Origin of the sequence: Streptomyces sp. NBC_01306 (assembly GCF_026340465.1) — a bacterium.
GTDB lineage: Bacteria > Actinomycetota > Actinomycetes > Streptomycetales > Streptomycetaceae > Streptomyces.
This window is the reverse complement of sequence record NZ_JAPEPC010000002.1, coordinates 92,731-119,080: the sequence shown is the minus strand read 5'-3', so window position 1 is coordinate 119,080 and position 26,350 is coordinate 92,731. Positions and strand designations below refer to the sequence as shown.

Below are 26,350 nucleotides of genomic sequence, written 5' to 3'. Positions count from 1 at the left end.
GGTACGCGTCAGCCGCGGGCGGTCATGGACGCCGTGTGCTCACGCACCTGCTCCGGGGTGAGATAGGAGTCCGTGTACTCGAAGTCCCGCAGCGTCGCGGGCTTCTGCGACTGGAAACCGGTCCGTACGAAGTCGTCCCCGGCGATGGCGTTGATCATCCAGTTGGTCATCACCCGGGTCTTGGCGACATTGGTGCGCAGCGCCGACCAGTGGTAGCCGCGGGCCACCGCCTGCGCCGACAGGCCGCGCAGCTCGATTCCGAGCGGCTTCGAAACGGCGTCCCTGCCACCCAGGTCGACCACAAGACCCAGATCCTTGTGGACATAGGGCTGGAGCGGCTGATGACGCAGCGACGCCACGATGTTCTCCGCGAGCTTCCGGCCCTGGCGCATCGAGTGCTGTGCGGTGGGCGGGCAGATCGCGCCGTCCCCCTTGGCGAGGTCCGGTACGGCGGCGGCGTCGCCGAGGGCGTAGACCCCGTCGAGCCCCGGCACCGTCATCTCAGGTGTCACCGCGAGGCGTCCGCGTACCGTCTCGGCGCCCAGAGTGGCGATCAGCGGACTCGCCGCGACACCCGCTGTCCAGATCAGAGTGCGGCACGGGAGGACCCGGCCGTCGGTGAACGTCACCTTGTCCGGACCGGCCTCGGCGATCGACACCCCGAGCGAGACCTCGATGCCGCGTCCGCGCAGGATCTCCAGCGCACTGCGCCCGAGCTTGTCGCCGAGCTCCGGCATCAGCTTCGGAGCGATGTCGATCAGATGCCATTTGACCAGCTTCGGATCGATGCGCGGATAGTGCTTCACGGCGTTCTTGGTGAGGCGCTGCAGACAGGCGGCCGTCTCGGTGCCCGCGTAGCCGCCGCCGACCACCACGAACTGGAGCCGGGACGCCCGCTCCGCCTCGTCGTGGCTGGCATCCGCCAGGTCCAGCTGGGCGATCACATGGTCGCGGATGTACGCGGCCTCGGCCAGCGTCTTCATCCCGCGCGCATTGTCGACGAGGCCGGGGATGTCGAACGTACGGGTGATGCTGCCCGGGGACAGCACGATCTGGTCGTAGCGCTCGTTGACGATCTCACCGGTGATGTCGCGGATGACACAGACCTTCGCCTTGGTGTCGACCCCGATGGCCCCGCCGGGAATGATCCGCGTGCGGTGTTTCTGGCTTCGGCGCAGCGACACGGCGACCGACTGCGGGGTGAGAACGCCGGAGGCGACCTGGGGCAGCAACGGCAGATAGAGCTGGTAGGAGAAGGGCGCGACAAGCGCGATCTCGGCCTCGCCGGGGATGAGTCGCCGCTCAAGGCGGCGTACGCACTCCACTCCGGCGAAGCCGGCGCCCACTACGAGAATCCTGGGTCGTCCCACGGTGTTCGTCCCTTCTCAGGTCTGCCCGGTCATCCGTCCCCTCCCGCCTGCCCCGTGGGGCGGGTGACGGCACGTGTGAATCGCGCCCTGACCGCTGCCCGGCACAGCCCATCTTCGCGGGCCGGAGGAGAGTCCGCCTGCTGAACCCCGCAGAAGGGCTCCGCCGGGCACGGAGCGCGTCCGGCCGAAGGCGCTGTGTCGTCGGGGCCCGCTTTCGGCGGCGCTGTCTACCGTGGATCTCATGACGCCCTGGCAGAAGCGCGTGAGTTTCGGCTGAGCGGGTGGGCCCGGCTGAGGCTGCGCCGGTCCGCCGGCAGAGGTCCTAGAGTGGCGGGCATGGGGGATTCGCGGCCGACATCGGCGTTCTACTCGGAGAACATCACACCTTCGGCCACCGACCGGCTGGTCGGAGCGCTGGATGCGCAGGCGGCGAGCGCGGGCGTGCGCCGCCTGCGGGAGTGGGCGCACCACGCGCTGGCCGCCCGCCCGGGCGAGCGCGCGCTCGACATCGGGGCCGGGACCGGTTCGGAGACCCAGGTGCTCGCGGCGGCGGTGACCGACAGCGGCGCGGCGACCGGGGTGGAGCCGAACCCGGGACTGCGGGAGGTCGCCGAGCGCCGTGCGGCCGAAGCACGGAGCAGTGCCCGCTTCGTGCCCGGCGATGCCTACGCGCTCCCGGTGGAGGACGCCGGCCTTGATGTCGTCTGGTGCGAGCGGGTGTTCCAGCACCTCGCGGAACCCGACAGGGCGGCCGCGGAGATCGCGCGCGTGCTGCGGCCCGGTGGGCGGGTCGCCCTGCTCGACACCGACTGGGCCACCACGATCCTGCACCCCGGAGACCCGGAGGTGGTGGCGGTCCTCACCGGTGGCGCCCTCACGGTGGCGGCCAACCCGAAGGCCGGGCGCAGACTGACAGGCCAACTGGCCGCTGTGGGGCTGGAGATCGACGACCTCGGCTCGCAGGCGCTCATCCAGGACCACCGGAAGGTCAACTGGCCCATCATCCGGATGCTCGGCGAGACAGCCGTAAAGCGCGAACTGATCACGGAGCAGCAGCGGGACCAGCTGTACGCGGACCTCACGGCGGCCGCGGAGCACAGCGCGCTGCATATGTCCGTCACCATGTTCGGCGTCGTCGCGCACCGGCCCGCCTGAGCCCGCCGCCGACGCCGCGACGCCACCCCGGCGCGCCCGCCGGTATCGTGCGGATCCATGAACACCGACACCGACGCCGCTGCCGTGAGGGACCGCCACGTCGCTGTGCCGGGGGCGAATCACCGTATGACGAGCACCGCCGTGGCCCGTACCGTCACCGACGTACTCCAGCCGCGTAACGTCCTGTTGGCCGGAATGCCCGGTATCGGCATCGCGGCTGCGGGGGACTGGACCGGCATCCCCTGGGGGCTGCTCGGCGCCCTGTGCGCGGGGCTGGTCCCCGCCGCGTTCATCGAGTGGGAGCGCCGGCGCGGCACCTGGGGCGACCGGCATGTGGTCGACCGCAGGCAGCGCGCCCCGATCTTCCTCGTCATCCTCGGCTCGGTCGGTACCGGCGCCGCCCTGATGATCGCCGGCGGCGCGCCCCGGGGGATTCTGCTGGCCATGCTCGCCCTCTGGGCGATGACCGTGGTCCTGCTGGCGGTCAACACCGTATGGAAGATCAGTGTGGACGCGGCGGTGGCATCGGCGGTCGTCGCGATGCTGGCCGCCGTCCACGCGCCGTGGTGGACCGCCGGTTACGTCATGGTGGCCGCGGTCTGCTGGTCCCGTGTCGCGCTCGCGTACCACTCCGTCGCGCAGACGGTCGCGGGCGCCTCGCTCGGCGCGGCCACGGCTGCCGTTCTGGTCCTGGCGTAACCGGGTCCTGGCCCAACCGGTTCGCACCGGGTTCCAGGTCTCGTACGGATTCGGCCGACCGGCCTGCTCGGTCCGAACTCCCCTTGCCGGGAACCGTTTTGGAGATATGGGGGAAGGCTCCGTACGATCCGGTGATGATCATGAGAAAACGGCTGGCGGCCGGGGTGTGCACGCTCCTGGCTGCCCTGGTCGTCGGAACCTTCCCCACCGGCGCCGCCGCTGCCGATGAACCGTCCGACAAGCCATCGCCCAAGGTCGAGTTGGTGCTCGACGTGAGTGGTTCGATGCGGACGCGCGACATCGACGGCGGCTCGCGGATGACGGCGGCGAAGCAGGCGTTCAACGAAGTGCTCGACGGGGTGCCCGAAGAGGTGCAGCTGGGCATACGCACGCTGGGTGCGAACTACCCCGGCAACGACCGCAGGACCGGGTGCAAGGACACCCGGCAGCTCTACCCGGTGGGACAACTCGACCGGACCGAGGCCAAGACGGCGGTCGCCACGCTCGCGCCCACCGGCTGGACGCCGATCGGACCCGCCCTCCAGGCGGCGGCCCGGGACCTCAAGGGCGGTGACACCACCCGCCGTATCGTCCTCATCAGCGACGGCGAGGACACCTGCGCGCCGCTCGACCCGTGCGTGGTGGCACGCGACATCGCCGCCCAGGGCATCCACCTCGTCATCGACACACTGGGCCTGGTGCCCGATGCCAAGACCCGCAAGCAGCTGACCTGCATCGCGGACGCCACCGGCGGTACCTACACCGCGGTGCGCCACACCAATGAACTCTCCGGGCGCGTCACGCAGTTGGTGGACCGCGCGGCCGACCCGGTCGCCACACCGGTGGCCACCGAGGGTACGGACACCTGCACGAACGCCCCGCAGCTCAAGGCCGGGCTCTACAGCGACCGGGAGAGGTTCGCCGAGCACCGCTGGTACCGGGTGGACGTCCGCCCCGGTCAGGAACTGCGTGCCTCCGTCAGCGTCGCCGCCGACCGGGCCGTCAACAACGACTACGGCGTACTGCTCCGGGCGTTGACCGTCCAGGGGCGGGAGATCGTACGAGGGCAGGAATCGGGCACCGGGCGCACCGACGCCATCTCCACGGGCCTGCGCTATCCGAAGCCGTCCGTCGACTCGGACGACGCACAGACCGCGGCGGAGACCGTCTGCCTCCAGGTCAGCAACTCCTTCTCGGCGCCTCCCTCGGTCAAGACCACGCCCGGCCTGCCCGTCGAACTGAACATCGCCGTCGTGGACGCACCCCACGAGGCATCCGACGTGGCCGCCTTCGGGCTCGGCCGCGGCTGGTGGCTGCTCGGCGTCCTGGCACTCACCGGCCTGGTCGCAGGTGTGCTGTGGGGCTGGATTTCGCGCCTGCGTTTCGCCGGGAGGACCAACTGATGCGGATCAACCGGATACTCCCGCTCACCGTCCTGGCCGGTCTGGCTCTCTTCGGCGGGGCCGGGACAGCAGCGGCTGACACGGAGACGCCGTCTCCGGCCCCGTCGTCCTCTGCGGACAGCAGCGGCGCGCCGACCCAGGCGGGCACGGCATTCCGTACGGCGACCGCCGTCCGGCAGGGGCAGCACGCCACCGCGAGCGCTTCGACGGGCGACTACCTGTACTGGGTCTTCCCCGCCGACGCGGGCCAGTCGGCCACGGTCGACGCCACCGTGAAGCTGCCGCAAGCCTCGGCCCGCCACGGTGCCTCGACCTGGCAGCTCGATGTCTATGACGGGCTGCGCAGGCGGCAGTCGTGCCAGTACGGCAGCCAGACCCGGGTGGCGGCAGCGGATGCCGCGTCCGTCACCATGACCTGCCATCTGCGTACGGTCCGGTCCTGGGCGGAGCCCTGGGCCAACGACCCGCTGCCGGGCAGCTATTACATCCGGCTGACGGTCCTCGACCTTCCGCAGGAGGACCTCGGGCTGCCGGTGCAGGCCGATGTCGTGGCCACGTCGTCCGGCAGCGGCGGAGCACATGCCGTGGATGGTTCGCTCTCTTCCCCGCTGACAGCGGTCACCGCTCCGGACGCCTCATCGTCCCCGTCGGACACTTCCGGCACCTCGGACTCGGCGGACGCGTCGGACACGGCGACGCCCGCGGGTACTGCCGCCGAACCGGAGGACGGCTGGTCGTCCGGCTGGTGGTCCGACCGCTGGATCTGGACCGTGGGCGGCGGAGTGCTGGGCGCGCTCGCCGGTGTCGCCGGATACTCGATGGCACGCGGCCCCGGCAGGTCGTCCTACCGGCGCCCGCCGATCGCCTGAGACAAGGGCCTGAGGCAGTGGTCCCCGTCCGGCGCGGTCTGCGCCGGACGGGGACCCGGCGGCGCGCGGCGCTATTCGGGCCAGGCGGAGTCGAGGATGATGTCCACGAAGTCCTGCCGGGTGAAGCCCGGTACGAAGTGGGCGAGCACATCGTCGTTCATGGTGCCGAAGGTGGTGTCGGGCCGGTCCTTCATCCCGTCGGTGAAGGCCCGCAGGATGCGCTGCTTGAAGTCGGGCCGGTGGTGGGCGCCGGTGACCGCCGCGATCTGCTCGGCGGTGATCTCGTCGAGGTCCAGCCCGAGGACGTCCGTCTCCACGCCCGCGGTGACCAGAGCGATCTCCGGATCGAGGTGCCCGGGGATGCCGGGGGTGGTGTGCAGCGCGATGGCAAGCCAGACCGCGCGGGCCTCCGCCTCGCTGCGGCCGTGCTCCAGGAGGAAGTCCCGGGCGAGATCAGCGCCGTCGACCTCGAACCGCTGGTCGGTGCGCCGGTGGCGCTCGGTCAGCCCCAGGTCGTGGAACATCGCCCCCACGTAGAGCAGCTCCGGGTCCGGGGTGAGCCCCCGCCGCCTCCCTTTCAGGGAGCCGAAGAGGAACACCCGGCGCGAGTGGTCGAAGAGCAGCGGTCCGGCGGCCTCACGGACCAGTTCCGTGGCCTCGCGGGCCAGTGCGGTGTCGGGAATGGCGATCCCCGCGATCGTCTCGGTCATCGTGGTCTCCGTTGGTCTCGGCCGCCTGCTTCGGTACCTATAGCGTGGGGCCGGCCAGGGGTGCCGCGCTCCCCGTGGTCGGCCACACTCCGCACGAATCCGGACGCAGAACCCTCCCGAGGAGCCTCTATGACCATCGCCGGGAGCCCCGGCCCGCACCGGGTCGGGGTCGTCGTCTTCGACGGGGTGAAACTTCTCGATGTCGCCGGCCCCAGCGAGGTCTTCAGCGAAGCGAACCGGATGGGAGCCGATTACGCGCTCGAACTGTGCGCCGTCGGCGGCGCAGAAGTGCTCGCGTCGACCGGGATGCGGATCCCCGTCGACGCCGACGCCGCGCGGACCGGCCTGGGTTACGACACCCTGCTGGTCATGGGCGGGGACGCGCTCCCGACGTACCCGATCAGCCACGCGCTGCGCGATGCCGTCGCCGCACTGGCCGCCCGTTCCGGCCGGGTCTGCTCGATCTGTACGGGTGCCTTCATCCTGGCCGAGGCCGGCCTCCTGGACGGACACCGTGCCACGACGCACTGGCGCCATACCGAGCTGCTCCGCAGCGCGTATCCCGCGATCGATGTCGAGCCCGATGCCATCTTCGTCCGGGACGGCACGACATTCAGCTCGGCCGGTGTCACGGCCGGTATCGATCTGGCTCTGGCGCTGCTGGAGGACGATCACGGGGAGGACATGGCACGCCAGGTCGCCAGGTCGCTGGTCGTGTTCCTCCAGCGGCCCGGCGACCAGTCGCAGTTCTCACCGGCGCTCCAGGGGCCCCGGCCGCAGACGTCGGCGCTGCGTACGGTCTTCGACTCGGTGCTCGCCGATCCGGCCGCCGGACACTCCATCGCGCAACTCGCGGCGCGGGCGGCCCTGAGCCCACGCCATCTGACCCGGCTCTTCCGCGAGGAACTCGGCACCACACCCGCGCGCTACGTCGAGTCGGTGCGCTTCGACACCGCCAAACGCGCGCTGGACGCGGGCCACACGGTCGGCGAGGCCGCCGGACGGGCCGGGTACCGCAGTGCGGAGACCCTGCGGAGAGCGTTCGTATCGCGCCTCGGGGTGTCTCCGCGGACCTACCAGCAGCGCTTCCGGTCGGCGCAGCGGCGCGATGCGGTGCCGCCGGCTGATCCGGGGTGTGCGCCGGACGGCCCGGCTTCCGTGCACCGTTCCGAACCGTAGGCGTCCCGTTCGGAACTACGCCCGGTCGGCGGCGGCGCGGATCGCGGCCAGATCCAGTTTCTTCATGCCGAACACGGCCTTCATCGCCCGCTCGCCGCGCGTGGGGTCGGGGTCGGTGAGGATTTCGTGCAACCCGGTGGGCGCGACCTGCCAGGACACCCCGTACTTGTCCTTGAGCCAGCCGCACGGTCCTTCCTGGCCGCCCTCGCTCAGCTTGGCCCAGTAGTAGTCGATCTCCTCCTGGTCGGCGCACTTGACCATGAGCGAGATGGCCTCGTCGAAGGTGAACTGGGGACCGCCGTTGATCGCGGTGTACTCCTGGCCGTCCAGGACGAAGTCGACGGTCAGTACGGTGCCCGCGGGCCGGGGCCCGGCCGCGGTGTAGTGCGTGACGTGCTTGATCTCCGAGCGGGGGAACACCGACACGTAGAACGCGGCGGCCTCCTCGCCCTCGGTGTCGAACCAGAGGTTGGGGGTGATCCTGGGCATGGGACTCTCCTGCGGTCGTCGTCGTATCCGCTTCTGCGTCTGTACTGACTGTCGCCCGGACCGGAATTCATCGCCGGGCCTCAGGTCCGTACGGGGGATTCCGCAGGCAGCCAGGTGAGGACGAGAGCGCCCGCGGCGAGGACCAGACCGGCCAGCACCAGCATGCTGGTGCTGAGCGAGTCGGTGAAGGCGGTGATCACGGCCCGGTGCAGCTCCGGACCGGCGCTCATGCCCTCGGCGCCGGCCACTGTGGTGGGCGCGTCCGGGCCCCGCAGGGCAGCGGGCAGCCTGGCCGTGAAGCCCGCGGTGATCAGGGTGCCGGTGAGGGCCACACCGAGCGCGCTGCCCAGTTCGCGGGTCAGGCTCTGCAGCCCGGAGCCGAGCCCTGCCCGGTCAGCCGGCAGGGCCGACATCAGGGTCTCGGAGAGCAGCGGGGTGGCCAGCCCGCACCCGGCCGCTGTCAGCCCCGCCCCGAGCGCGTACACCGGATAAGGGGTGTCCGGGCCGACCCGCGAGACGGTGCACAGTCCGCCCGCCAGGACGAGCAGTCCGAGGCTGATGACGGTCCGCCGGTCCAGACGGTGGCTGAGCGCCGTCGCGCAGCGCGGGGCCAGTAGCAGGGCGGCGGCCATGGGCAGCAGGCGGACACCGGCCCCGAGGGCGGAGTAGCCCTTGACGTACTGGAGGTACTGGCCGTTCAGATAGAACAGGCCGAACATGCCGAGGAAGACGGACACCATGCCCACGGCGCCCGCCCGCACGGCCGGGCCGGCCAGCAGCCGGGGATCGAGGATCGGGTGCTCCTCCCGCAGTTCGTGGACGGTCCAGAGAGCCAGCAGGACGACTGCGGCGGCGAAGGCGCCCAGGACCTGTCCGCTGCCCCAGCCCTGTTCGGGTCCGGAGACGATGGCGAAGAGCAGGGCCAGAAAGCCAAGGGTCAGCAGCAGAGCGCTGACCGGGCCGACCGGCCGGGCGAGACGGGGCGACGTGGGGGCGACACAGGCCGCCAGCAGCAGGGCTACAAGGGCAAGGGGGGCCGCGTACAGGAACAGGGAGCGCCAGGATCCGCTCTGGATCGCCGCGCCGCCGCCGACGTTTCCGAGCACGGCGGCCAGTCCCGTCATGGAGGCCCACAGCGCGATGAGACGCGACCGCCGGTGATCGGGAGCGCCGGTGACCATGAGCGCCAGGGTGGTGGGCAGGACTGCGGCGGCCCCCACACCGCTGAGCATCCGTCCGGCGATCAGCACCCCCACATCGGGTGCCGCGGCGGCCAGTACACAGCCCAGAGTGAACACACCGAGGCCGGTGAGGAGGACGCCCTTGCGGCCCATGCGGTCGGCCACCGCACCCGCTGGAACGACCAGACACGCGAAGACGGCCACGTAACCGTCGACGACCCAGAGCACGGACGCAGCGGAGGGGTGCAGCGAGCCGGCCGACAGCGAGGGGATCGCCAGATTGACGGCCGAGACCATGCCCACCACCAGGGTGACGCACAGACACATGACGACGACGGTCGCGCGTGATCCGGCCGTCCTGCGGCCGGTCGTACGGCTGCTCGGAGGCCGGGACTGAGGCCGGACAGGCTCGGGGACGGCCGGGCAACGGGGCACGGGACCCTCCTGGTCGGCGGGCGCGTCAAGCACCCGCGGGGCGGAACGGACAGGTGGGAAGAGCAGACCGGAGCAGCGTCCGAACGGTCTTGGCAAGGAGGGGGGGGGAGGGCTTAGGCGGTAGGGGAGGGGAGTCGAGGGGAGGGAGAAGCGTGGGCGTCAGCCGGCGGCTGGGCCGGTGCGGTGCAGATCGGCCTGGAGCGTGAGCCGGTCGCCGCGTACGGAGAGGAACTCCAGGTCCACCGGCCGCCCGTCCGCGAGCCTGCTGAGGCGCTCCACCGCGAACAGGGCGGTCCCCACGGGCGCCGCCAGGATCTGTGCGGTGTGGGGGTCGGCGTTCACGGCCTGGACCGTCACCTCAGCGGCGCCCAGCCGCTGGCCACAGGACTGCTCGATGAGCGCGAACACGTCCTGGTTCCGCAGGTCGAGGTCAAGGAGCGGCAGCCCGATGTCGACCGGCAGATAGGTGAGGTCCAGGGACAGCGGCATACCGTCCAGGCGCCGCAGGCGCTCCAGGCGGACCACCGGTTCACCGTCCGGTACCAAGAGGCGGCGGGCGACCTGCGCGGGTGGGACGACCGTGCCGCCGGCCCTGACCTCGTTGTCGACCGTGCCGTGCGACTTCAGTGTTTCGGCCAGTCCGGCCAGCCGTTCCAGCGGATGGGAGTGCTTGCGGTTGAGCAGCACCGTCCCCACACCCCGCCGGCGCTCGACAAGGCCCTCGTCCCGCAGGATGAGCAGGGCCTGGCGGACCGTGTTGCGGGAGACGCCGAAGTCCTTCGACAGCAGGCGTTCGTCCGGCAGGAAACCGGTGGGGTACAGGCCCGCGGCGGCCTGCTGCCGCAGCACCTCGGCGACGTTGCGGGCCCGGTCGGCCCGCCGTGCGGGGGAAGGTTCGGAAGAGGCCGACGAGGTGTGTTCCATGGCGCCGCTCCCGTTCTCCTCGCACGACCCACACCTGGCGGCGTGGCCCGGCAGTGCCGTTCACCACCGGTCGCCCAAGCTACGTCCAGAATATTTCGCCCTTGTTACGCCACCACCTTTGACCTGCGATGATGCCTGGACCTGGGGTAATGCGCTGCCGGGTCCGGGATCCGCCACCGGGATCCGCCACCGGCCGGTGATCCTGGGGGCCGGCGCTCCCGGACCGCTCCCGGACCGCCCCGGATCGTTCCCGGCCTTCTCGGCGGTCCGGGTTGGCTTGTTCTGGTGCCATTGAGGGGTGAGGTGCTGTTAAGAATCAAGGCCGTGTCTCTTGTAATCACTTGCCACCCGCGCATCAATGAACAACGGCATCCGACGGCTCGTCAGATGACTTTGGTACCGGACCGGATCCGGCCCCCGGCCGGACTGTGTCCGAGAACGCAGTCAGTAATTCTCTCCGGCAACCGACCGGGAAAGCTGCCGGGAAATCGGCGAGCGCCCGGGAGGGAAATGCGACGGGTATCGGTACGCCCGAAAGGTCAACTCAACTGAAGGAAGGAAGACTTATGAGGCACGGAAGCAGAAGCAGCAGAGCCGTCCTGCGTGCGGCAGTCGCTGTGGGAGCGGCGGCGGTGGTGGGCCTCGGCTTCACCTCATCGGCGTCAGCCGTGACGCCGCAGACGGCGACAGCCACGTACGACTGCGGTACCTGGGGCGGCGGTTCGGCCACGCTGACCGCCACCCAGAGCGGCACGGCGGCGACGATCACCCTGACCTCCGCAGTGACCACCCCCGTCCATGTCGGCGCGGACTCCATGGCCGCGACCCTCACCCTCGCGAAGAACGGCAGCGGCACCACCGTGTTCTCCGGGACGAAGAACCCGGACCTCCCGGCCGGCTCCGCCGTCACCATCGGCCCGCTCACCGGAACGGTCGCCGCCGGCGACAGCCTCGACTCGTACACCGGCGGTACCGCGCTGTCCATGACCATCTTCGGCGTGAGTATCGACTGCAACGCCACGACGGCGCAGTCTCCCGGTCCGTTCGTTTTCTGAGACAGGTATCCAGAGACAGGTGATCAGCGCCTGAGCGTATGAGCAGGCCCATGCGGGAGGCACTACGGATTCCGCGAACAGCCTGCCATTCCGCACCGCGCTCGGTGTGTTCAGGAATTCCCTCATGGTGCTTCCGGGTTGGAAACCGGAAATACCGCCCGCTTCGCGCACTCTCCGGTTCTCCCCGCCCCTTGAATCCCGTCCTGTGATTCCCTCCCGACGCTCCGCCGAGGTGAATTCGGTACGGGCACCCGCTGATCACGCAGCGCGGCAATCTCCCGACTACGGCTACGTCCGCAGTAACGCGTGGCACGCTGGGCACCCGAAGGTCACGCAGCAGGCGAGGAGACGTGTCACGTGCCGCAGAACCAGCCACCGGAAGCACGTGCCGTCCCGGCCGCACTCTCCCAGGAGTACCGGCTCCGCATGGACCTCGGGTTCTGGGGCCTGACAGCGATCGGGTTCTCCAACATCCTCGGCTCGGGCTGGCTGTTCGCCGCCCTGTACGCCGCCCAGACCGCGGGGCCCGCCGCCCTGCTGTCCTGGATCGCCGCCGGTGCGCTGTGCGCCCTGGTCGCGCTGGTGATGGTGGAGCTCGGGGCGACCCGTCCGGAGGGCGGAGGCACCGTGCGCTGGCCGCTGTACGCCAGTGGGCGGCTGGTCGGCACCGTGATCGGCTGGTCCGTCCTGCTGTCGGTCGGCGGCACGGCCGCGGAGATCAGCGCCATCATGCAGTACGCGGCGCACTACCTGCCCGGCCTCTACCACGGAGGCCGACTCACCGCGACCGGCCTCGGCGTGGCCGCCGCGCTGAGCGCGCTGCTGACGGTGCTCAACTGGTTCGCGGTGCGCGTGTTCGCACGGCTGAACAACCTGGTGTCAGTCCTCAAGGTCGTCATCCCCGTCGTCACCGTGATCGCCCTCTTCCTCTCGGGCACCCACTCCGGCCGCCTCACCGACCACGGCGGCTTCGCACCGTACGGCTACGCGGCCTGCCTCACCGCCCTCGCCGGCGGCGGCATCGTGTACTCCGTGAACGGATTCCAGGCGCCCCTCGACTTCTCCGGCGAGGCCCGCAATCCGCGCAGGACCGTACCCGCCGCTGTACTCACCGGGATCGCGCTGGCCGTCCTGGTCTACCTCGCGCTCCAGCTGGCGTTCCTCTTCACCGTCCCCGACTCCCTGCTGGGCCACGGCTGGCACGGCGTCAACTTCGACTCGCCCTTCGGCCAGCTCGCCCTCGTACTCAACCTGCACTGGCTCGCGACCCTGCTCTACGCGGACGCGGTGCTCTCCCCGGGCGGTTCGGCGTACGTCGGAGTGGCCATCGACGCCCGGCACACCTACGCGCTGGCCAAGAACGGCCTGCTGCCCCGCTTCTTCATGCGGATCGATCCCCGCTCCGGAACGGCGCACCGGGCGCTGCTGCTCAATCTCGCCGTCATCGTCGTCTTCATGCTGCCGTTCGGCGGCTGGCAGGACATCGTCAGCGTCATGGGCGACATGTATCTGCTCATCTACGCGGCATCCGCGGTCGCCGCCGCGGTGTTCCGGGCGCACGACCGGGAGCGGGGAGTGCCGCGGGCGGACGGCCGGGTGCCCGGAGTGCGCTGGATCGCGCCGGTCAGTTTTATGGTGTCGGGCGAGTTCGTCTTCTGGTCGGGCTGGCACGACCTGCGGCTCGCGCTGCCGCTGGTGCTCGCGGGTGTTCCGCTGTTCCTGATGCTGCGGCGCGGCACCGAAGGCCCGTCCCCGCGCGACGAACTGCGCAGCGGAGCCTGGCTGGTCTTCTATCTGGCCGCGCTGACCCTGCTGTCCTGGCTCGGGAGCTTCGGCGGATCGGGACGGCTGCCGGCCCCGTACGACTCGGCGGTGGTGGCCGTGGTCTCACTGGCGGTCTTCGGGTGGGCGGTCCGCTCGGGCGCCGGCCACCTCAGGGCGCACCCCGACGCCGATCCCGGGAGTGCTCCCGGACTGCCCGATCCGATCCGCCCCTGACCTGCTCGGATCCCGGAGAACCCGGCCATGCGATGCTGGGGGGCGTAACCGGACCAGGGCCGGAGAACAGGGGAGTACGGCAGCGCGATGGCAGCAACACGGCGGACACGGACCGGAACCTGGGACCGCTACGCGGCATCCGACCCGGGATTCCTGCGACTGATGGCGGGGCTGCGGACCGTCGCGGCGATCGGGCTCGCGCTCATCGTGCTCGCGCTGTTCCACACAGCCGTCCCCCTCCTCGTCGCCGGGGCGATGGCGGCCATGGTCTCCACCTTCGCGATCAGGGAGAAGGACGTACGCGGCCAGGCCATCACGCTCGGCTTCGCCCTCCCCGTCGCCCTCACGTCGATGTCTCTGGGGGCGCTGCTCAACAGCCGTGTCATCGCAGGCGACATCTTCTTCGTCCTGCTGATCTTCGGGGCTGTCTACTCCCGGCGCTTCGGTGACCGCGGCACTGCGCTCGGGCTGATCGGGTTCCAGGTCTACTTCATCTCGCTGTTCGTGCACGCCACGGTCGCCACTCTGCCCTCGCTGTATCTGACGCTGGCCATCGCCTTCGCGAGCAGCGCGGTCGTACGGTTCGCCGTCGTGCCCGAGACACCCGAGCGCACCCTCGGCCGGCTGCGCGAGGCCTTCAGAGCTCGGCTCGCGCAACTGGTGGCCACCCACATAGAGCTGCTGGACGCCACCCCCGCGCAGCTCGACAAGATCCTCGACGATCTGCGCGGACGCACCGCACGGCTGCACCAGACGGCGCTGATGATCCAGGGCCAGCTGGAGACCGGCACCAGTGACCCGGCAGCGGCGGCGCTGGTGCAGCGCAGGATCGCGGACGCGGAGATCGCCGCCGAGCGTCTCGGGATGCTGCTGCTCAACGCCCGCAGCGCGGAACGCGCGGACACCCTCACCCTGCATCTGCCGAACGCACCGGTCCCGGCTTCCGCGACCACCGCACAGGCCGACGGCGACGCCGGAGGCATCGGCGGGACGGACGAGATCACAGCCCTGCTGCGCCGGGATCTGAACGCGCTGCATCTGGTGGTGACCCGGCTGGCCCCCGACGAGCGCGGCACGGCCCTGGCCCATCTCCGCAACAGGCTGCTCGGCTACCGGGACGAGGAGAATCTGCCGCGCGCCTCGCTCGCCGTGCAGGACGTGTTCCGTGGACTCGGTGAGGCAGCGCGCTCCGTGCTCGGGCTGCGGCTCGCGCTGGACGGGCCGCAGGACGAATCGGACGACACTCCTGAAACGACCCGCTCCCGCGAGGAGTTCGAGGCCGAGGACGTGGCCATCGTCCGCGCCGAGGAGACCGAGGAGGACCGCACCGGACTGCAGCGGCGCACCACGAGGACGGCGTTCCAGGTCTCGGTCGGCTCGACGCTGGCCATCATCGGCGGCGAGTTCCTGTCCAGCCAGCGCTGGTACTGGGCAGTCCTGACCTGCTGGGTGGTCTTCCTCAACACCGCGTCCACCGGCGAGATCCTCGTCAAGGGCTACCGGAGGCTGCTCGGCACGGTCCTCGGTGTCGTCGCCGGTGTCGCTCTCGCGGGGCTGGTCGGCAACCACACCTGGACCGCGTTCGCCCTGGTCCTGCTCTTCATCTTCGGGATGTTCTTCACCGCGCCCCTCTCGTACGCGCTGATGTCCTTCTTCGTCACGGCGATGCTGGGCCTGCTCTACACACTCCTCAACACCTACAGCTTCTCCGTGCTGGTGCTGCGGATCGAGGAGACGGCGCTGGGCGCCGCCTGCGGGATCATCGCGGCCGTGCTGGTGCTCCCGGTGCACACCGACCGCCGTACCGACGAGGAGCTCGCCACGGTGCTGGCCAGGCTGCGGGACGTCGCGTCGGCCGCCGTGTCCCAGCTCAGCGGCGGCCCCCCGGTCGACCTCCTGGACATGGCGCGCGATCTCGACACCGCCCTGGACGATCTGCGCCGCTCGACCCAGCCGCTGACGCACCCCATCACGCCGCTGCGGGTGCGGCGGCAGACCGCCCGCTATCTGGTGGCGGTGCTGGAGACCTGTGCGTACCACGCGCGTTCGCTCGCCGCGACGGCCGAGCTGGTGCCGTACAGCAAGACCATCGCGGCCGATCCCCGGCTGGAGCGGTCCGGCGTGCGAATCGCGCACAACATCGACGTGATCGTGGCCCGGGTGGCGGACGAGAACGCCGCGGGCGAGGTCGAGTCCGGCGCCAGCATCGCCGCCATGCTGGAGAGCAGCTCGTCCGAAGTGCTCCGGTCGGGCACGGTCACCTACCGCGTCCTGCGGCATCTGCAGCGCCTCGACGAGGGAGTGGTCGGCCTCGCCCGCACCCTCGACGTGCCGGTCGCGGCCCGCGAGGAGCGCAAGGAGCGCAAGGCGGCCTGACCGGGCGGGCCCGTACCGGGGCCGCCGCGGTGCCACCCCTCAGAGTGCGCAGCGGAACCCGCCGTGGCCCGTCGTGCTGTCGGGTGTGTTCGAGGTACGGGCGGCCACCCGGTAGCGATTGCAGTACGAACGGTGGCAGAGGTACGAACCGCCGCGCAGCACCCGGTTCTCACCGGTGGGCGGCCCGGTGGGGTCGGTACGCGTCTCCGGGCGGTCGGCGCTGTGCCAGTCGGGGCTGAAACGGTCGGCGCACCACTCCCAGACATTGCCCGAAGTGTTGTGCAGCCCGTAGCCGTTGGGGGCGTACGCGGTGGCCGGGACGGTGCCCGCGCGGCCGCCCGCACGGGGGTCCCGTACGGGGAAGTCGCCCTGCCAGATGTTGCAGCGGTCCCTGCCGCGCGGCGTCAGCTCGTCGCCCCACGGGAAGCGGAGCCCGGCCGGCCCGCCGCGGGCAGCCTTCTCCCACTCGGCCTCGGTGGGCAGCCGCTTGCCCGCCCAGCGGGCGTAGGCGTTCGCGTCGTTCCAGGACATATGGACCACCGGGTGGCCCCGGCGGTCCCCGACCGATGAGCCCGGACCCTCGGGGGCGCGCCAGTACGCACCGGTCACCGCTCGCCACCAGGGCGCTCCGGGGACGGTGCCCGGCAGCACCGCGTGGCGCGCCTGCGGGGGTACGAAGGAGCCGAAGACATAGGACCAGCCGATGAGTTCGGCCTCGGTGCGGTATCCGGTCGCCTTCACGAAGGCGGCGAAGCTGCCGTTGGTGACACACGCCGCGTCGATGTGGAACGCGCCGACGGCCACCTCCCTGACCGGCCCCTCACCATCGGCCGGAAACGCGTCGGCGTCGTCGCCGCCCATCAGGAACGGCCCGCCCGGGACGGGCACCATGCCGCGCAGCACATCGGCGGGGCGGCGCTCGGGTATGGCGAAGTCCGCCGGGGGAGCGGACGGGGACATGATGGCGCCGGGGGCCGGGGCCGATTCCCGCGCGGGTCCGCAGCACGCACTCATCGGACGCTCTCCTTGCTGTCTGCACCGCTCACCGCGGTCTCTGCTCCGGCCCGGCCGGCCCGGCCTGGCCCGTACTCATCCTGCCCGGCCGTGCCGGGGACCGGCCGGTCGAGCAGTTCGTCCACGTTCTGGCCGGTGGTGCGGAGCAGCAGCGCCACACCGCCGAGTGCGGCCGCGTCGGCGCCGAGGGCCGAACCGCACACGGTGATGGTACGGGGAGCGGACGGCAGGGACAGGGTCGCGAGCTGCTCGCGGATCGGGGCCAGTACGAGTGCGTCGAGTACGGCCGGTTCGCCGTAGACCACGATGCATTCGGGGTCGACATGGGCGGCCAGGGCGGCGAGGACCCGGCCCGCGGTGGTGGCCGCGCCGCGCAGCACGGCGGCCACGTCCGGCTGGCCCCCGGCGGCGAGCGCGATGAGCCCGGCCGCGTCGCCGACCGCCACACCGCGCTCCGCGCAGGCGGCCAGCAGCGCCGGAATCCGGATGACCCCCTCCAGGCACCCCCGGCCGCCGCAGTGGCAGACCGGTCCTTCGGGATCGCAGCTGGTGTGGCCGATCTCGCCGGCCGCGCCGTGGGCGCCGTGCACCAGCACACCGTTCACGACGAGCCCGCCGCCGACCCCGTGCGACCAGGCGAGGAAGACGGTGTTGTCGTGGCCCCGGGCCGCACCCCAGGTGACTTCGGCCAGTGCGGCGAGACGTGAGTTGTTCTCGGTGGCGACGGGCACACCGAAGTGGCTGCCGAGCGCCGCGGCGACGTGCTGGGCGAACGGCGTCTTCCGGTCCGGGTCCCCGGACGCCGGGTTCTGGACGAAACCGGGCAGGCCGAGGCCGATTCCCTCGACGGGCGCCAGGCTGATCCCCTCCCGGCGTACGAGCTCCGCGACCGCCGCGATCGCCTGCTCGGCCCGCTCGGCGGGACCGCTGCCCACGGGCAGCGGGGCGCTGAACCGGCCGACCACCTCATGGGCGCAGTTGGCGATGACCACATGGATCCGGTTGCGCTGGAGGTCGATACCGATCAGCTCGGCGCCGCGCGCGTTGAGCGAGATCTCCAGGGCGGGCCTGCCACGTCCGCGGGGCAGCGCGGAGTCCGCCGCGGGCTGCTCCACGACCGCTTTGCGCTCCAGCAGGTCGGAGACGATCGCGAACAGGGTGGTACGGGAGAGACCGGTCCTCGCCTTCAGCTCGCCACGGCTGAGAGCGCCGGAGCGGCGCAGCTCGCCGAGGACGGCGGCTTCATTGGCCCTGCGGAGGCGCTGCAAGGCATCGGTCGGTTCCGTCATGGACGCATGGTCTGCCGGTCAACCGGATTCTGTCAACGCGGCGGAAGAATTCACACGCAATTTATTCCCGAGGGTTGACGTAAAAAACCCGGCGTCCCTACAGTTCCCGGCAATTGCCTGCCGTACGACATCCGTTGCCCACCACGGAACCCACCGGCACGACACATGCCGGCCCACCGCACACCGCAACACGGCACACCGGCACCCCGCACACCGCGTCATGAACGACTCCACCGGAAGGGCGGCCAGCCCATGGCTCCGCGCAACGTCCTGTTCCTGATGACCGATCAACACCGGGTCGACACCCTGGGCTGCTACGGCAACCCCCTGGTGAAGACCCCGGCCCTGGACGCCCTGGCGGCGGAGGGCACCCGCTTCGACCGCTTCTACACACCCACCGCGATCTGCACACCGGCGCGTGCCTCCCTCGCCACCGGCCTCCACCCGTTCCGCCACGGAATGCTGAACAACCCCGAGCGCAACGGGGGCAGCAAGGACGAGCTGGACGACGAGAGCCCGATGCTCTGGCGCCAGTTGATGGACCACGGCTACCAGGTCGGCCACGCGGGCAAGTGGCACATCGGCCGGGAGCGCGGGCCCGAGTTCTACGGGATGGACGGCGAGCACCTGCCCGGTGCGCTCAACCCCGTACACCACCCCTCGTACGAGAAGTGGCTGGAGGACAACGGCTTTCCGCCCTTCGCCGTCACCGAGCCCGTCTTCGGCGCGGCTGCCAACGGCACCGGCCGCGGACACCTGATCGCCGGCCGCCTCCAGCAGCCCCCCGAGGCCACCATCGAGGCGTTCCTCACCGACCGGACCCTCGGCCTGCTCGACCGGTACGCGGCCGACTGGAAGGCGACCGGCAGACCGTTCATGCTGTCCTGCCACTGGTACGGCCCGCACCTGCCGTATCTGATCCCCGACCACTACTACGACATGTACGACCCCGACGACGTGCCACTGCCCGCTTCGATGGCGGAGACCTTCGCCGGGAAGCCCGCAGTGCAGCGCCAGTACAGCGCGTACTGGTCGTCCGACGGGTTCGACGCCGCCGCCTGGCGCAAGCTCATCGCCGTCTACTGGGGCTACGTCACCATGATCGACCACCAGGTCGGCAGGATCCTGGCGGCGCTGGACGACCACGGTCTGCGCGACGGGACAGCGGTCTTCTTCACCGCCGACCACGGCGAGTTCACCGGCGCCCACCGGCTGAACGACAAGGGCCCCGCGATGTACGAGGACATCTACCGCATCCCCGCCATCGCCCGGGTGCCCGGCGCTCCCGCCCAGGTCTGCGACGCCTTCGCCAACCTCATCGACCTCAACCCGACCATCCTCGAACTGGCCGGAGCGCCGCTGCCCGACCGGTGCGACGGGCAGAGCCTGCTGCCACTGCTGCACGGCGGACCATCCGGGGACACCCGCGACGAGATCGTCGCCGAATTCCACGGCCACCACTTCCCGTACGCGCAGCGGATGCTCCGCGACCGGCGGTACAAGCTCGTCCACAACCCGGAGAGCGTCCACGAGCTGTACGACCTGGAGACCGATCCGCACGAACTGCACAACGTGTACGAGGCACCGGCGTACGCGGGCATCCGGCGCGACCTCACCGTCCGCCTCTACCGCGAACTGCTGCGCCGCGGCGATCCCGCCTACAGCTGGATGAGCTATATGGCCGACATCGGCGGCGACCGCGCGCCGGATGTCGACGGGGTCGCGGAGGAAGTGGCGTGAAGGAGAAACTGCTGCCCGGATCCGGCGCACCCGGAGTTCGCAGCGCTCCCGGCTCACCAGGATCATCCGGTGCTCCCGATGCGTCCGGCGCGCATGACGCGAGGAGCGCCGCGCGGGTGGAGCGCGGGCGCCGGGCGCGCGGTGCGGGCCGGCTCACCTCCGTACTGCTCGGGGTCGCCTCCGCCGCACTGGGGCTCCTCGCCTGGACTGTCCTCGCCAACAGCGGCATCGACGGTTTCCCCGGACCGGTCTCCGTCGCACGGCGCGCGGGACAGCTCATCGCGGACGGAACCCTGTTCTCCGACGCGGGCGCCAGCCTGGAACGCGTCCTCATCGGCTACGTCATCGGCGTCGTCCTCGCCGTACCCGTCGGCTTCCTGATGGGCTGGTACCCGCTCGTCCGCAGGCTGATCGAGCCATGGCTGCAGTTCTTCCGGATGGTGCCGCCGCTCGCGATCATCCCGCTGGCCATCGTCCTGATGGGCATCGGCGAGACCCCGAAGATCTTCGTGATCTTCCTGGCGTCCTTCCTCTCCTGCGTCGTCTCCACCTTCCAGGGCGTCGTCGCCGTCGATGTCACCCTCGTCAACGCGGCACGGGTACTCGGTGCCCGCGACCACCAGGTCTTCGCCGGCATCGTGGTCCCCGCATCGGCCCCGTTCATCCTGGTCGGCATGCGGATCGGGCTCGGCGCCTCCTGGGCGACCGTGGTGGCCGCCGAACTCATCGCCGCGCAGGGCGGACTCGGCTTCCGTATGCAGCAGGCGCAGCTCTACTACGACCTGCCCACCATCTTCGTCCAGCTCATCGCCATCGGAGCGATCGGCCTGGTCATGGACCGGCTGCTGCTCCTCGCCGAGCGACGGCTCACCCACTGGCAGGAACGGAGGTAACCATGCCCACCATCAACTTCTCCGGTGTCACCCGGCACTTCACGGTGCAGGACAGCGACTTCCTGGCTCTGGACCGGATCAGCCTGGACATCGAGGACGGTGAGTTCGTCACCGTCGTCGGACCGTCCGGGTGCGGCAAGTCCACCCTGATGAACATCGCAGCAGGGCTCCTCGAAGCGACCGGCGGCGAAGTCACCGTCGACGGCGTACCCGTCCGTGGACCTGCCCCCGAACGCGGCGTCATCTTCCAGCAGTACGCGCTCTTCCCCTGGATGACCGTCACGGCCAACGTCGAGTACGGCCTCAAGGTCGCCGGTGTCGGAAAGGCCGAACGCAGCCGGAGAGCACGGGAGGTCATCGAGCTCGTCGGTCTCACCGACTTCGCCGGCGCGCTCCCCAAGACTCTCTCCGGCGGTATGAAGCAGCGCTGTGCCATCGCCCGCGCCTATGCGGTCGACCCGAAGGTCCTCCTCATGGACGAGCCCTTCGGCGCCCTGGACTCGCTGACCCGTGTCCGGATGCAGGATTCGCTCCTCGACACCTGGAGCCGCGACCGGCGCACCGTCATGTTCATCACGCACGACGTCGACGAGGCCGTCTACCTGGGCAGCCGCGTCGTCGTCATGGCCGCGCGCCCCGGGCGGATCCACACCGTCATCCCCGTCACGCTGCCCTACCCGCGCACCGAGGAACAGCGCCTGTCGCCCGGATTCGCCGAACTCCGCGCCCAGGTGTGGCACGCCGTGCACCACCAGCCGGCGCCACCGGCCCCACTCGAAGGACTCGCCTCGTGAAGAGAAGCACGAACAGAACCACGAAGAGCACCACGAAGAGGAACCGCGCCGTCGGCCGCCGCGCCGCGGGCCTGCTCACCGCTCTGCTGCTCGTCGCCGCCGCGTCCGGCTGCGGCAATGACTCATCGGCGGCGTCGGGCCACGGCAACAAGGTCACCTTCGGCTATATCGCCGACTACAGCGGATCCGCCGCGCTCGCCGTCGCGCAGAAGCAGGGCCTCTGGAAGAAGGCGGGCCTCAAGCCCGAACTGAAGGTGTTCACCAACGGCCCGCTCCAGGTACAGGCCCTCGGCTCGGGCGATCTGGACTTCGGGTACCTCGGCCCGGGCGCCCTCTGGCTGCCGGCATCGGGCCGCGCCCCCATCGTCTCCGTCAACATGCTGGGCCTCGCCGACCGGGTCATCGCCCGGCCCGGCTCCGGCATCACGAAACCGGCCGACCTCAAGGGCAAGAAGGTGGCCGTCGCCGAAGGCACATCGGGCGACATGATCCTCGATCTGGCGCTCCGCAAGGCGGGGTTGAAGCCCACCGACGTCAAGAAGGTCGCGATGGACGCCTCCACCGTCGTCACCGCCTTCTCGTCCGGCCAGGTCGACGCCGCCGCCACCTGGTACCCGCTCATCGACACGATCAAGAAGAAGGTGCCCGGCCTCCGGGAGATCAGCGGAACGCAGGACTACTACCCCGGGCTGACCTTCCCCAACGTCTTCGTCGCCCAGCCCCGGCTGGCGTCGGGCAACCCGGCGCTCGTCAGGAAGGTGACCGGGGTCCTCAAGCAGGCCGACGACTGGATCGCCGGGCATCCCGCCCAGTCGGAGTCGGTCGCGGCCGGATTCCTCGGACTCCCCGCTGCGCAGCTCAAGGGGTCGACGGACCACGTGAAGATCCTCTCCTCCGCCGAGCTGACGAAGCTCAGCCGGAACGGCACGGTCGACGGCTGGCTCGACCAGCTCTCGGATCTCTTCGTACAGATGAAGAAGCTGCCCAAGCCGGAGAAGGCCAAGGACTACTACCTCGGTGACCTGTACGCATCGGCCGGAAAGGCGGACCACAGATGAGCTCAGGACGCGACATGGCCGAAGACAGGGCAGCGGGCGGGGTCCGGCGGCGCGGATTCCTGGCCGGGGCGGCCGGGCTCGCGGGAGCGACCGTCCTGGCACCGGCCGCGGTCCCTCCCGCGGCCGCGGCCGCTCCCGGAGAAGCCACCGCACCCGACACCGCGGCCTCCCTGCCCGTCGTCTCCGGCGGCCGTGCGCGAGCCACCGTGCTGTGGTGGGGAGAGGGCAGCGCGCGGTTCGCCGCCACCGAACTCCGCGACTACATACGGCGGATCACCGGCGTCCGGCTGCCGGTGCGCGCCGCGACGCCCCCCGCCGCGGGCTCCCTGCCCGACGCGGTCACCGGACTGGTGGCCCTGCGCGCGGGCACCGGCCCCTCGACCGCGATCCCCGCGGCCCGGCTCACCGAAGCGGGCCGGGAACTGGCCGGCGCGCCCGAGGACTCCTTCACCCTCCTCGGCGACCACCGGGACGCCCTGCTCACCGGGGCCGGGGACCGCGCCGCGCTCTACGCCGTGTACGCGCTGCTCGAACGGCTCGGCGTACGGTTCTTCGCCCCCGCCTTCCCCGCGTACGAAGGCCACAGCGAGCACATCCCGACCGCGGGCACCCTGGCGCTGCCCGCCGTCCGCCTCACCGACCGGCCCGGCCGGGAGCTGCGGCGGCAGTACGCGGAGGAGGGCTACAGCCACACCGCCGAGAGCCTGCCCCCGCTGCTCGACTGGATGGCCAAGAACCGGCTCAACACCTATGTCCACCCGGCGAATTACCTGGGCCTCGGCGTCACCACGTACGACAGCGTACGGACCGTGCTGCGCCGCGAGGCCACCAGGCGCGGCATCCGGATCGAGACCGGCGGGCACGGCTACGACAGCTTCCTGCCCCCGGAGAAGTACCCCCAGTACTACACATCCGGCGGCCCCCTCTTCGACATCTACAACCCCGAGGCCCTCGACGCGTACATCGCCCAGGTGGTCGCCTTCCTGCGGGACCGTCCGGAGATCACCGTCTTCGACTGCTGGCCGCCGGACGTCGGCCGGTTCCAGCAGGAGATCCTCGACCGGTACGGCAATCCGGCGAACGCCGAGTCGGTGGTCGTCAACAAGCTGGCCCGGACCCTCCGTGCGGAGCTGCCGGGCGTACGCGTCGAGCGCATCGCCTACAACTCCACCATCGAGCCGCCGGATCCGGACTACGCGTCCGACCCCGCGGTCATCGTCGACTTCGCCCCGTACAGCCGCACTTACGACGGACCGCTCGACGACCCGGCCGTGCCCGCCAACGCGGGCTTCGCCAAAGCCCTGACCGCTTGGCGGACCGGGTTCCGCGGCTCGCTTGCCATGTACGAGTACTACCGGCGCTACCGCTGGCGGAGCCAGCCCGTGCACCCCCTCGCCACCATCGCGGGCGACGTCCGCTTCGAGTCGCACCTCGGTGTGAACGGCATCGGAATGTACAGCGAGCCCGCCGACTGGATCACCTACGAACATGTCCAGAGCCTGTTCGCGGCGCTCGCCTGGGACAACGGCCTGGACGCCGCCGGTTACACGGACGGCTACCTCCGGGCGCGCTTCGGCCCCCGGGCGGAAGGCACCATGCGCGAGTACTACGACCTCACCCGCACCGACCCCGACACCGTGGGCGCGGCCGCTCTGCTCGACCGTTACGACCGCGCGGGGGCCGTGTTGCGAAGAGCCGCCGGCGAGGCCGGGAGCGCCGCGGCGCGCACCGTGATCTCCCGGCTGGGCCTGGGCATCGACGTCGCCCGCGCCGACCTGCGGATCGGACTCGTCCCGGACGGCTCCGCCGAACTGGACGCGGCCCGGGAGGCCTACCGGACCCTGCTGCTGCGGAACCGGTTCAACGGGGTGGTGCTGCCGAACGTCCAGACCTGGCTGCGCCGGTACGGTACGGACATCCCCTACGACGACGCGGAAGTCCGCCAGGAGGTCGTGGACAACTACGCCTCCCCGGCAGCCGGGTTCGGTGTTCCCGGGCTGCTGCCCCTGGAGCGCGGGGGAGCGGTCGTCACACTGACGGTGGTGGCCCAGGACGTCGACTTCACCGGCCACACGGTGCGGTGGACCGCGTCGGGCCCCGACGGCGTCCGGCCGGTCCCGGCGAGCGGCAGCCTGCGGGCCGACGGGACCAGGAGCGCATCGGAGCGGGTGGCCGTCCGCGCCACTGCGGACGCTGCCACGGGGAGACAGCGGATCACTCTGGAGTTCCGGCTGGCGGACGGCACCCGGCTGACACCGGCCCACGTCGATCTCACCGTGGAGTGAGAGGGAAGCCCGCTCGCGGTTCAGCGTCGCACCGGGCCGGCTGTCAGTGGTGGCTGAGATGCTGAACCGCATGAACGGACAGACCTGGCGCCGGGTGTACGGCGCGGACCACGACGACCCCGACCCGGGCCCGCGGCCGGGGCGCGACTACCGGGAACTGGTGGGCGGACCGCTCGACGGCCTGCTGCTCGACGTCACCGGCCGGCCGGCCCCGAGCCTCGCGGACGGAGCGGCCCTCGCGACCGAGATCGGCTCCCACGGCCCCGGCGGCCACGCGCGGTACGGCCCCCGCGTGGCCGGAGCGCTGCTGTGGGACTGGCAGGGCGACACCCCATGAGGCGGCAACCGGAAACGGTGCCACCCTCGTTGGGTGCCGCCGATAGACTGGGCAGTTATGCACCTTCTTGTACTCGGCGGTACGTCGTTCGTGGGCCGCGCCATCGTGGAGGAGGCCCTCCGCACCGGGGCCGAAGTGACCCTGTTCGGACGGGGAAGAACCGGGGCGGATCTCTTCCGCGAGGGGACCGGGGCGACCGGGGTGACCCGGCTCATCGGCGACCGCGACACGGGCGACTACGCGGCGCTGCGCGACGGCCACTGGGACGCAGTCGTGGACGTCAGCGGATACGTCCCGCGCCACGTCGGCCAGGCCATGGACGCGATCGGGGACCGGTGCGGACGGTACCTGTTCATCTCCAGCCACGCGGTGTACCGGCGCTCGGGGGTGGAGCCCGGCTCGGACGAGGACACACCGCGCCGCACACCGGTGCGCGACGTGCACAGCACCGAGTTGCTGGACAAGGACACCTACGGACCCGCCAAGGTGGCCTGCGAGGACGACGTCCTGGCCCGGTACGGCACCCGCGCGACGGTCGTGCGCCCCGGAAAGGTCGCAGGACCGCACGACCCCTCGGACACCTTCACGTACTGGGTGCGCCGGGCCGCACGCGGCGGGCGGATCGCTCTGCCCGCCGACCCGGCGCAGCCCGTGCAGATCATCGACTCCCGAGACCTGGCCGGTCTCGTGGTGCGCCTGCTCACGGACGACCGGCCCGGTGTGTTCCACGCGGTCGGCCCCGCCGAGCCGACCACGCTCGGCGGGCTGATCGAGACCTGCGCGCGGGTCGCCGGTACCGAGGTGGAGATCGTGCAGGTGCCCCCGGAGGCGGGGGCCCGGATGTTCCCCCTGGTTCGCCCCAACTGGCCCACGCAGCAGCGCAGTTCTGCCAGGGCCCGCGCGGCAGGCCTGCCCGCGACACCGCTGGAGGTCACCGCGGCGGATGTCCTGGCCTGGGACCGCGAACGCGGCGAACCTCCCATCCACCGCGGCTACCCGGTCCAGGAGGAAGAGGCACTGCTCGCCCGTACAGCCGAAGGAATCACAGCCGGCTGAACCACGGACAGCGGAACCACGACTCCCCGAACCACCGTCGG

The 26,350-nt window shown here is 71.1% G+C and carries 22 protein-coding genes; 15 read left to right on the top strand and 7 right to left on the bottom strand.

Annotated features, from left to right (window positions below):
* Positions 1 to 8 precede the first annotated feature (8 nt).
* A complete protein-coding gene (locus OG385_RS33770; protein WP_266861572.1) occupies positions 9 to 1,370 on the bottom strand; it encodes an NAD(P)/FAD-dependent oxidoreductase in 1,362 nt (453 codons plus the stop codon).
* Positions 1,371 to 1,706: 336 nt separating this feature from the next.
* On the opposite strand from OG385_RS33770, the gene OG385_RS33765 reads away from it, so the two are divergent.
* The 4 genes from OG385_RS33765 (at position 1,707) to OG385_RS33750 (ending at position 5,496) form a co-directional block, all read left to right on the top strand.
* Positions 1,707 to 2,525 (top strand): methyltransferase domain-containing protein, encoded by an 819-nt coding sequence (locus tag OG385_RS33765; protein WP_266861571.1) that lies wholly within the window; start codon positions 1,707 to 1,709, stop codon positions 2,523 to 2,525.
* A 126-nt stretch (positions 2,526 to 2,651) separates the two neighbouring features.
* Positions 2,652 to 3,224 carry a hypothetical protein gene (locus OG385_RS33760; protein WP_266862164.1) on the top strand — a complete coding sequence of 191 codons (573 nt, stop codon included), beginning with the start codon at positions 2,652 to 2,654 and terminating at the stop codon, positions 3,222 to 3,224.
* 134 nt (positions 3,225 to 3,358) lie between these two features.
* Entirely contained in the window at positions 3,359 to 4,627 is a 1,269-nt protein-coding gene (locus OG385_RS33755; RefSeq protein WP_266861570.1) for a VWA domain-containing protein, read from the top strand.
* Positions 4,627 to 5,496 (top strand): hypothetical protein, encoded by an 870-nt coding sequence (locus tag OG385_RS33750; RefSeq protein ID WP_266861568.1) that lies wholly within the window; start codon positions 4,627 to 4,629, stop codon positions 5,494 to 5,496. The genes OG385_RS33755 and OG385_RS33750 overlap by 1 nt, the downstream gene beginning before the upstream one ends.
* 71 nt (positions 5,497 to 5,567) lie before the next feature.
* Here the strand turns inward: OG385_RS33750 and OG385_RS33745 are convergent, their stop codons facing one another.
* Positions 5,568 to 6,206, bottom strand: coding sequence for an HD domain-containing protein (locus tag OG385_RS33745; protein WP_266861567.1), 639 nt, complete (start codon positions 6,204 to 6,206; stop codon positions 5,568 to 5,570).
* A gap of 129 nt (positions 6,207 to 6,335) precedes the next feature.
* On the opposite strand from OG385_RS33745, the gene OG385_RS33740 reads away from it, so the two are divergent.
* Positions 6,336 to 7,385, top strand: coding sequence for a GlxA family transcriptional regulator (locus OG385_RS33740; RefSeq protein ID WP_266861566.1), 1,050 nt, complete (start codon positions 6,336 to 6,338; stop codon positions 7,383 to 7,385).
* Positions 7,386 to 7,400: 15 nt separating this feature from the next.
* On the opposite strand, the gene OG385_RS33735 is transcribed toward OG385_RS33740, so the two are convergent.
* The 3 genes from OG385_RS33735 to OG385_RS33725 all read right to left on the bottom strand — a co-directional run bounded on the left by OG385_RS33735 (position 7,401) and on the right by OG385_RS33725 (position 10,414).
* Positions 7,401 to 7,874, bottom strand: coding sequence for a VOC family protein (locus tag OG385_RS33735; protein ID WP_266861564.1), 474 nt, complete (start codon positions 7,872 to 7,874; stop codon positions 7,401 to 7,403).
* A gap of 80 nt (positions 7,875 to 7,954) precedes the next feature.
* Positions 7,955 to 9,382 (bottom strand): MFS transporter, encoded by a 1,428-nt coding sequence (locus OG385_RS33730; RefSeq protein ID WP_266861562.1) that lies wholly within the window; start codon positions 9,380 to 9,382, stop codon positions 7,955 to 7,957.
* 267 nt (positions 9,383 to 9,649) lie between these two features.
* Entirely contained in the window at positions 9,650 to 10,414 is a 765-nt protein-coding gene (locus tag OG385_RS33725; protein WP_266861560.1) for a GntR family transcriptional regulator, read from the bottom strand.
* 566 nt (positions 10,415 to 10,980) lie between these two features.
* Between OG385_RS33725 and OG385_RS33720 the strand changes: the two genes are divergently transcribed.
* The 3 genes from OG385_RS33720 (at position 10,981) to OG385_RS33710 (ending at position 15,843) form a co-directional block, all read left to right on the top strand.
* A complete protein-coding gene (locus OG385_RS33720; RefSeq protein ID WP_266861558.1) occupies positions 10,981 to 11,469 on the top strand; it encodes a hypothetical protein in 489 nt (162 codons plus the stop codon).
* Between the two features lie 357 nt (positions 11,470 to 11,826).
* Positions 11,827 to 13,467, top strand: a complete 1,641-nt coding sequence (locus tag OG385_RS33715; protein ID WP_266861557.1) for an APC family permease — start codon at positions 11,827 to 11,829, stop codon at positions 13,465 to 13,467.
* Positions 13,468 to 13,554: 87 nt separating this feature from the next.
* On the top strand, positions 13,555 to 15,843 hold the full coding sequence (locus OG385_RS33710; protein ID WP_266861556.1) for an FUSC family protein: 2,289 nt from the start codon (positions 13,555 to 13,557) through the stop codon (positions 15,841 to 15,843).
* Between the two features lie 39 nt (positions 15,844 to 15,882).
* Here OG385_RS33710 and OG385_RS33705 read toward each other — a convergent pair whose 3' ends face one another.
* A complete protein-coding gene (locus OG385_RS33705) occupies positions 15,883 to 16,857 on the bottom strand; it encodes a formylglycine-generating enzyme family protein (protein ID WP_266861554.1) in 975 nt (324 codons plus the stop codon).
* Positions 16,854 to 18,146: an ROK family transcriptional regulator gene (locus OG385_RS33700; RefSeq protein WP_266861552.1), complete on the bottom strand. Its 1,293-nt coding sequence runs from the start codon at positions 18,144 to 18,146 to the stop codon at positions 16,854 to 16,856. Before OG385_RS33700 ends, OG385_RS33705 begins: the two co-directional genes overlap by 4 nt.
* A 252-nt stretch (positions 18,147 to 18,398) precedes the next feature.
* On the opposite strand from OG385_RS33700, the gene OG385_RS33695 reads away from it, so the two are divergent.
* The 7 genes from OG385_RS33695 (at position 18,399) to OG385_RS33665 (ending at position 26,309) form a co-directional block, all read left to right on the top strand.
* Positions 18,399 to 19,886: a sulfatase-like hydrolase/transferase gene (locus OG385_RS33695; protein WP_266861551.1), complete on the top strand. Its 1,488-nt coding sequence runs from the start codon at positions 18,399 to 18,401 to the stop codon at positions 19,884 to 19,886.
* A 116-nt stretch (positions 19,887 to 20,002) separates the two neighbouring features.
* Positions 20,003 to 20,779: an ABC transporter permease gene (locus OG385_RS33690; RefSeq protein WP_266862162.1), complete on the top strand. Its 777-nt coding sequence runs from the start codon at positions 20,003 to 20,005 to the stop codon at positions 20,777 to 20,779.
* A 2-nt stretch (positions 20,780 to 20,781) separates the two neighbouring features.
* Positions 20,782 to 21,573 (top strand): ABC transporter ATP-binding protein, encoded by a 792-nt coding sequence (locus OG385_RS33685; protein WP_266861550.1) that lies wholly within the window; start codon positions 20,782 to 20,784, stop codon positions 21,571 to 21,573.
* On the top strand, positions 21,570 to 22,631 hold the full coding sequence (locus tag OG385_RS33680) for an aliphatic sulfonate ABC transporter substrate-binding protein (RefSeq protein ID WP_266861549.1): 1,062 nt from the start codon (positions 21,570 to 21,572) through the stop codon (positions 22,629 to 22,631). Before OG385_RS33685 ends, OG385_RS33680 begins: the two co-directional genes overlap by 4 nt.
* A gap of 14 nt (positions 22,632 to 22,645) precedes the next feature.
* Positions 22,646 to 24,916, top strand: coding sequence for a DUF4838 domain-containing protein (locus tag OG385_RS33675; protein ID WP_266861547.1), 2,271 nt, complete (start codon positions 22,646 to 22,648; stop codon positions 24,914 to 24,916).
* A gap of 70 nt (positions 24,917 to 24,986) precedes the next feature.
* Positions 24,987 to 25,253: a hypothetical protein gene (locus tag OG385_RS33670; protein ID WP_266861545.1), complete on the top strand. Its 267-nt coding sequence runs from the start codon at positions 24,987 to 24,989 to the stop codon at positions 25,251 to 25,253.
* 57 nt (positions 25,254 to 25,310) lie between these two features.
* The gene (locus OG385_RS33665) at positions 25,311 to 26,309 is read left to right on the top strand and encodes an NAD-dependent epimerase/dehydratase family protein (protein WP_266861544.1); all 999 of its coding nucleotides are present in this window, start codon (positions 25,311 to 25,313) and stop codon (positions 26,307 to 26,309) included.
* The last annotated feature ends 41 nt before the right edge of the window (positions 26,310 to 26,350 follow it).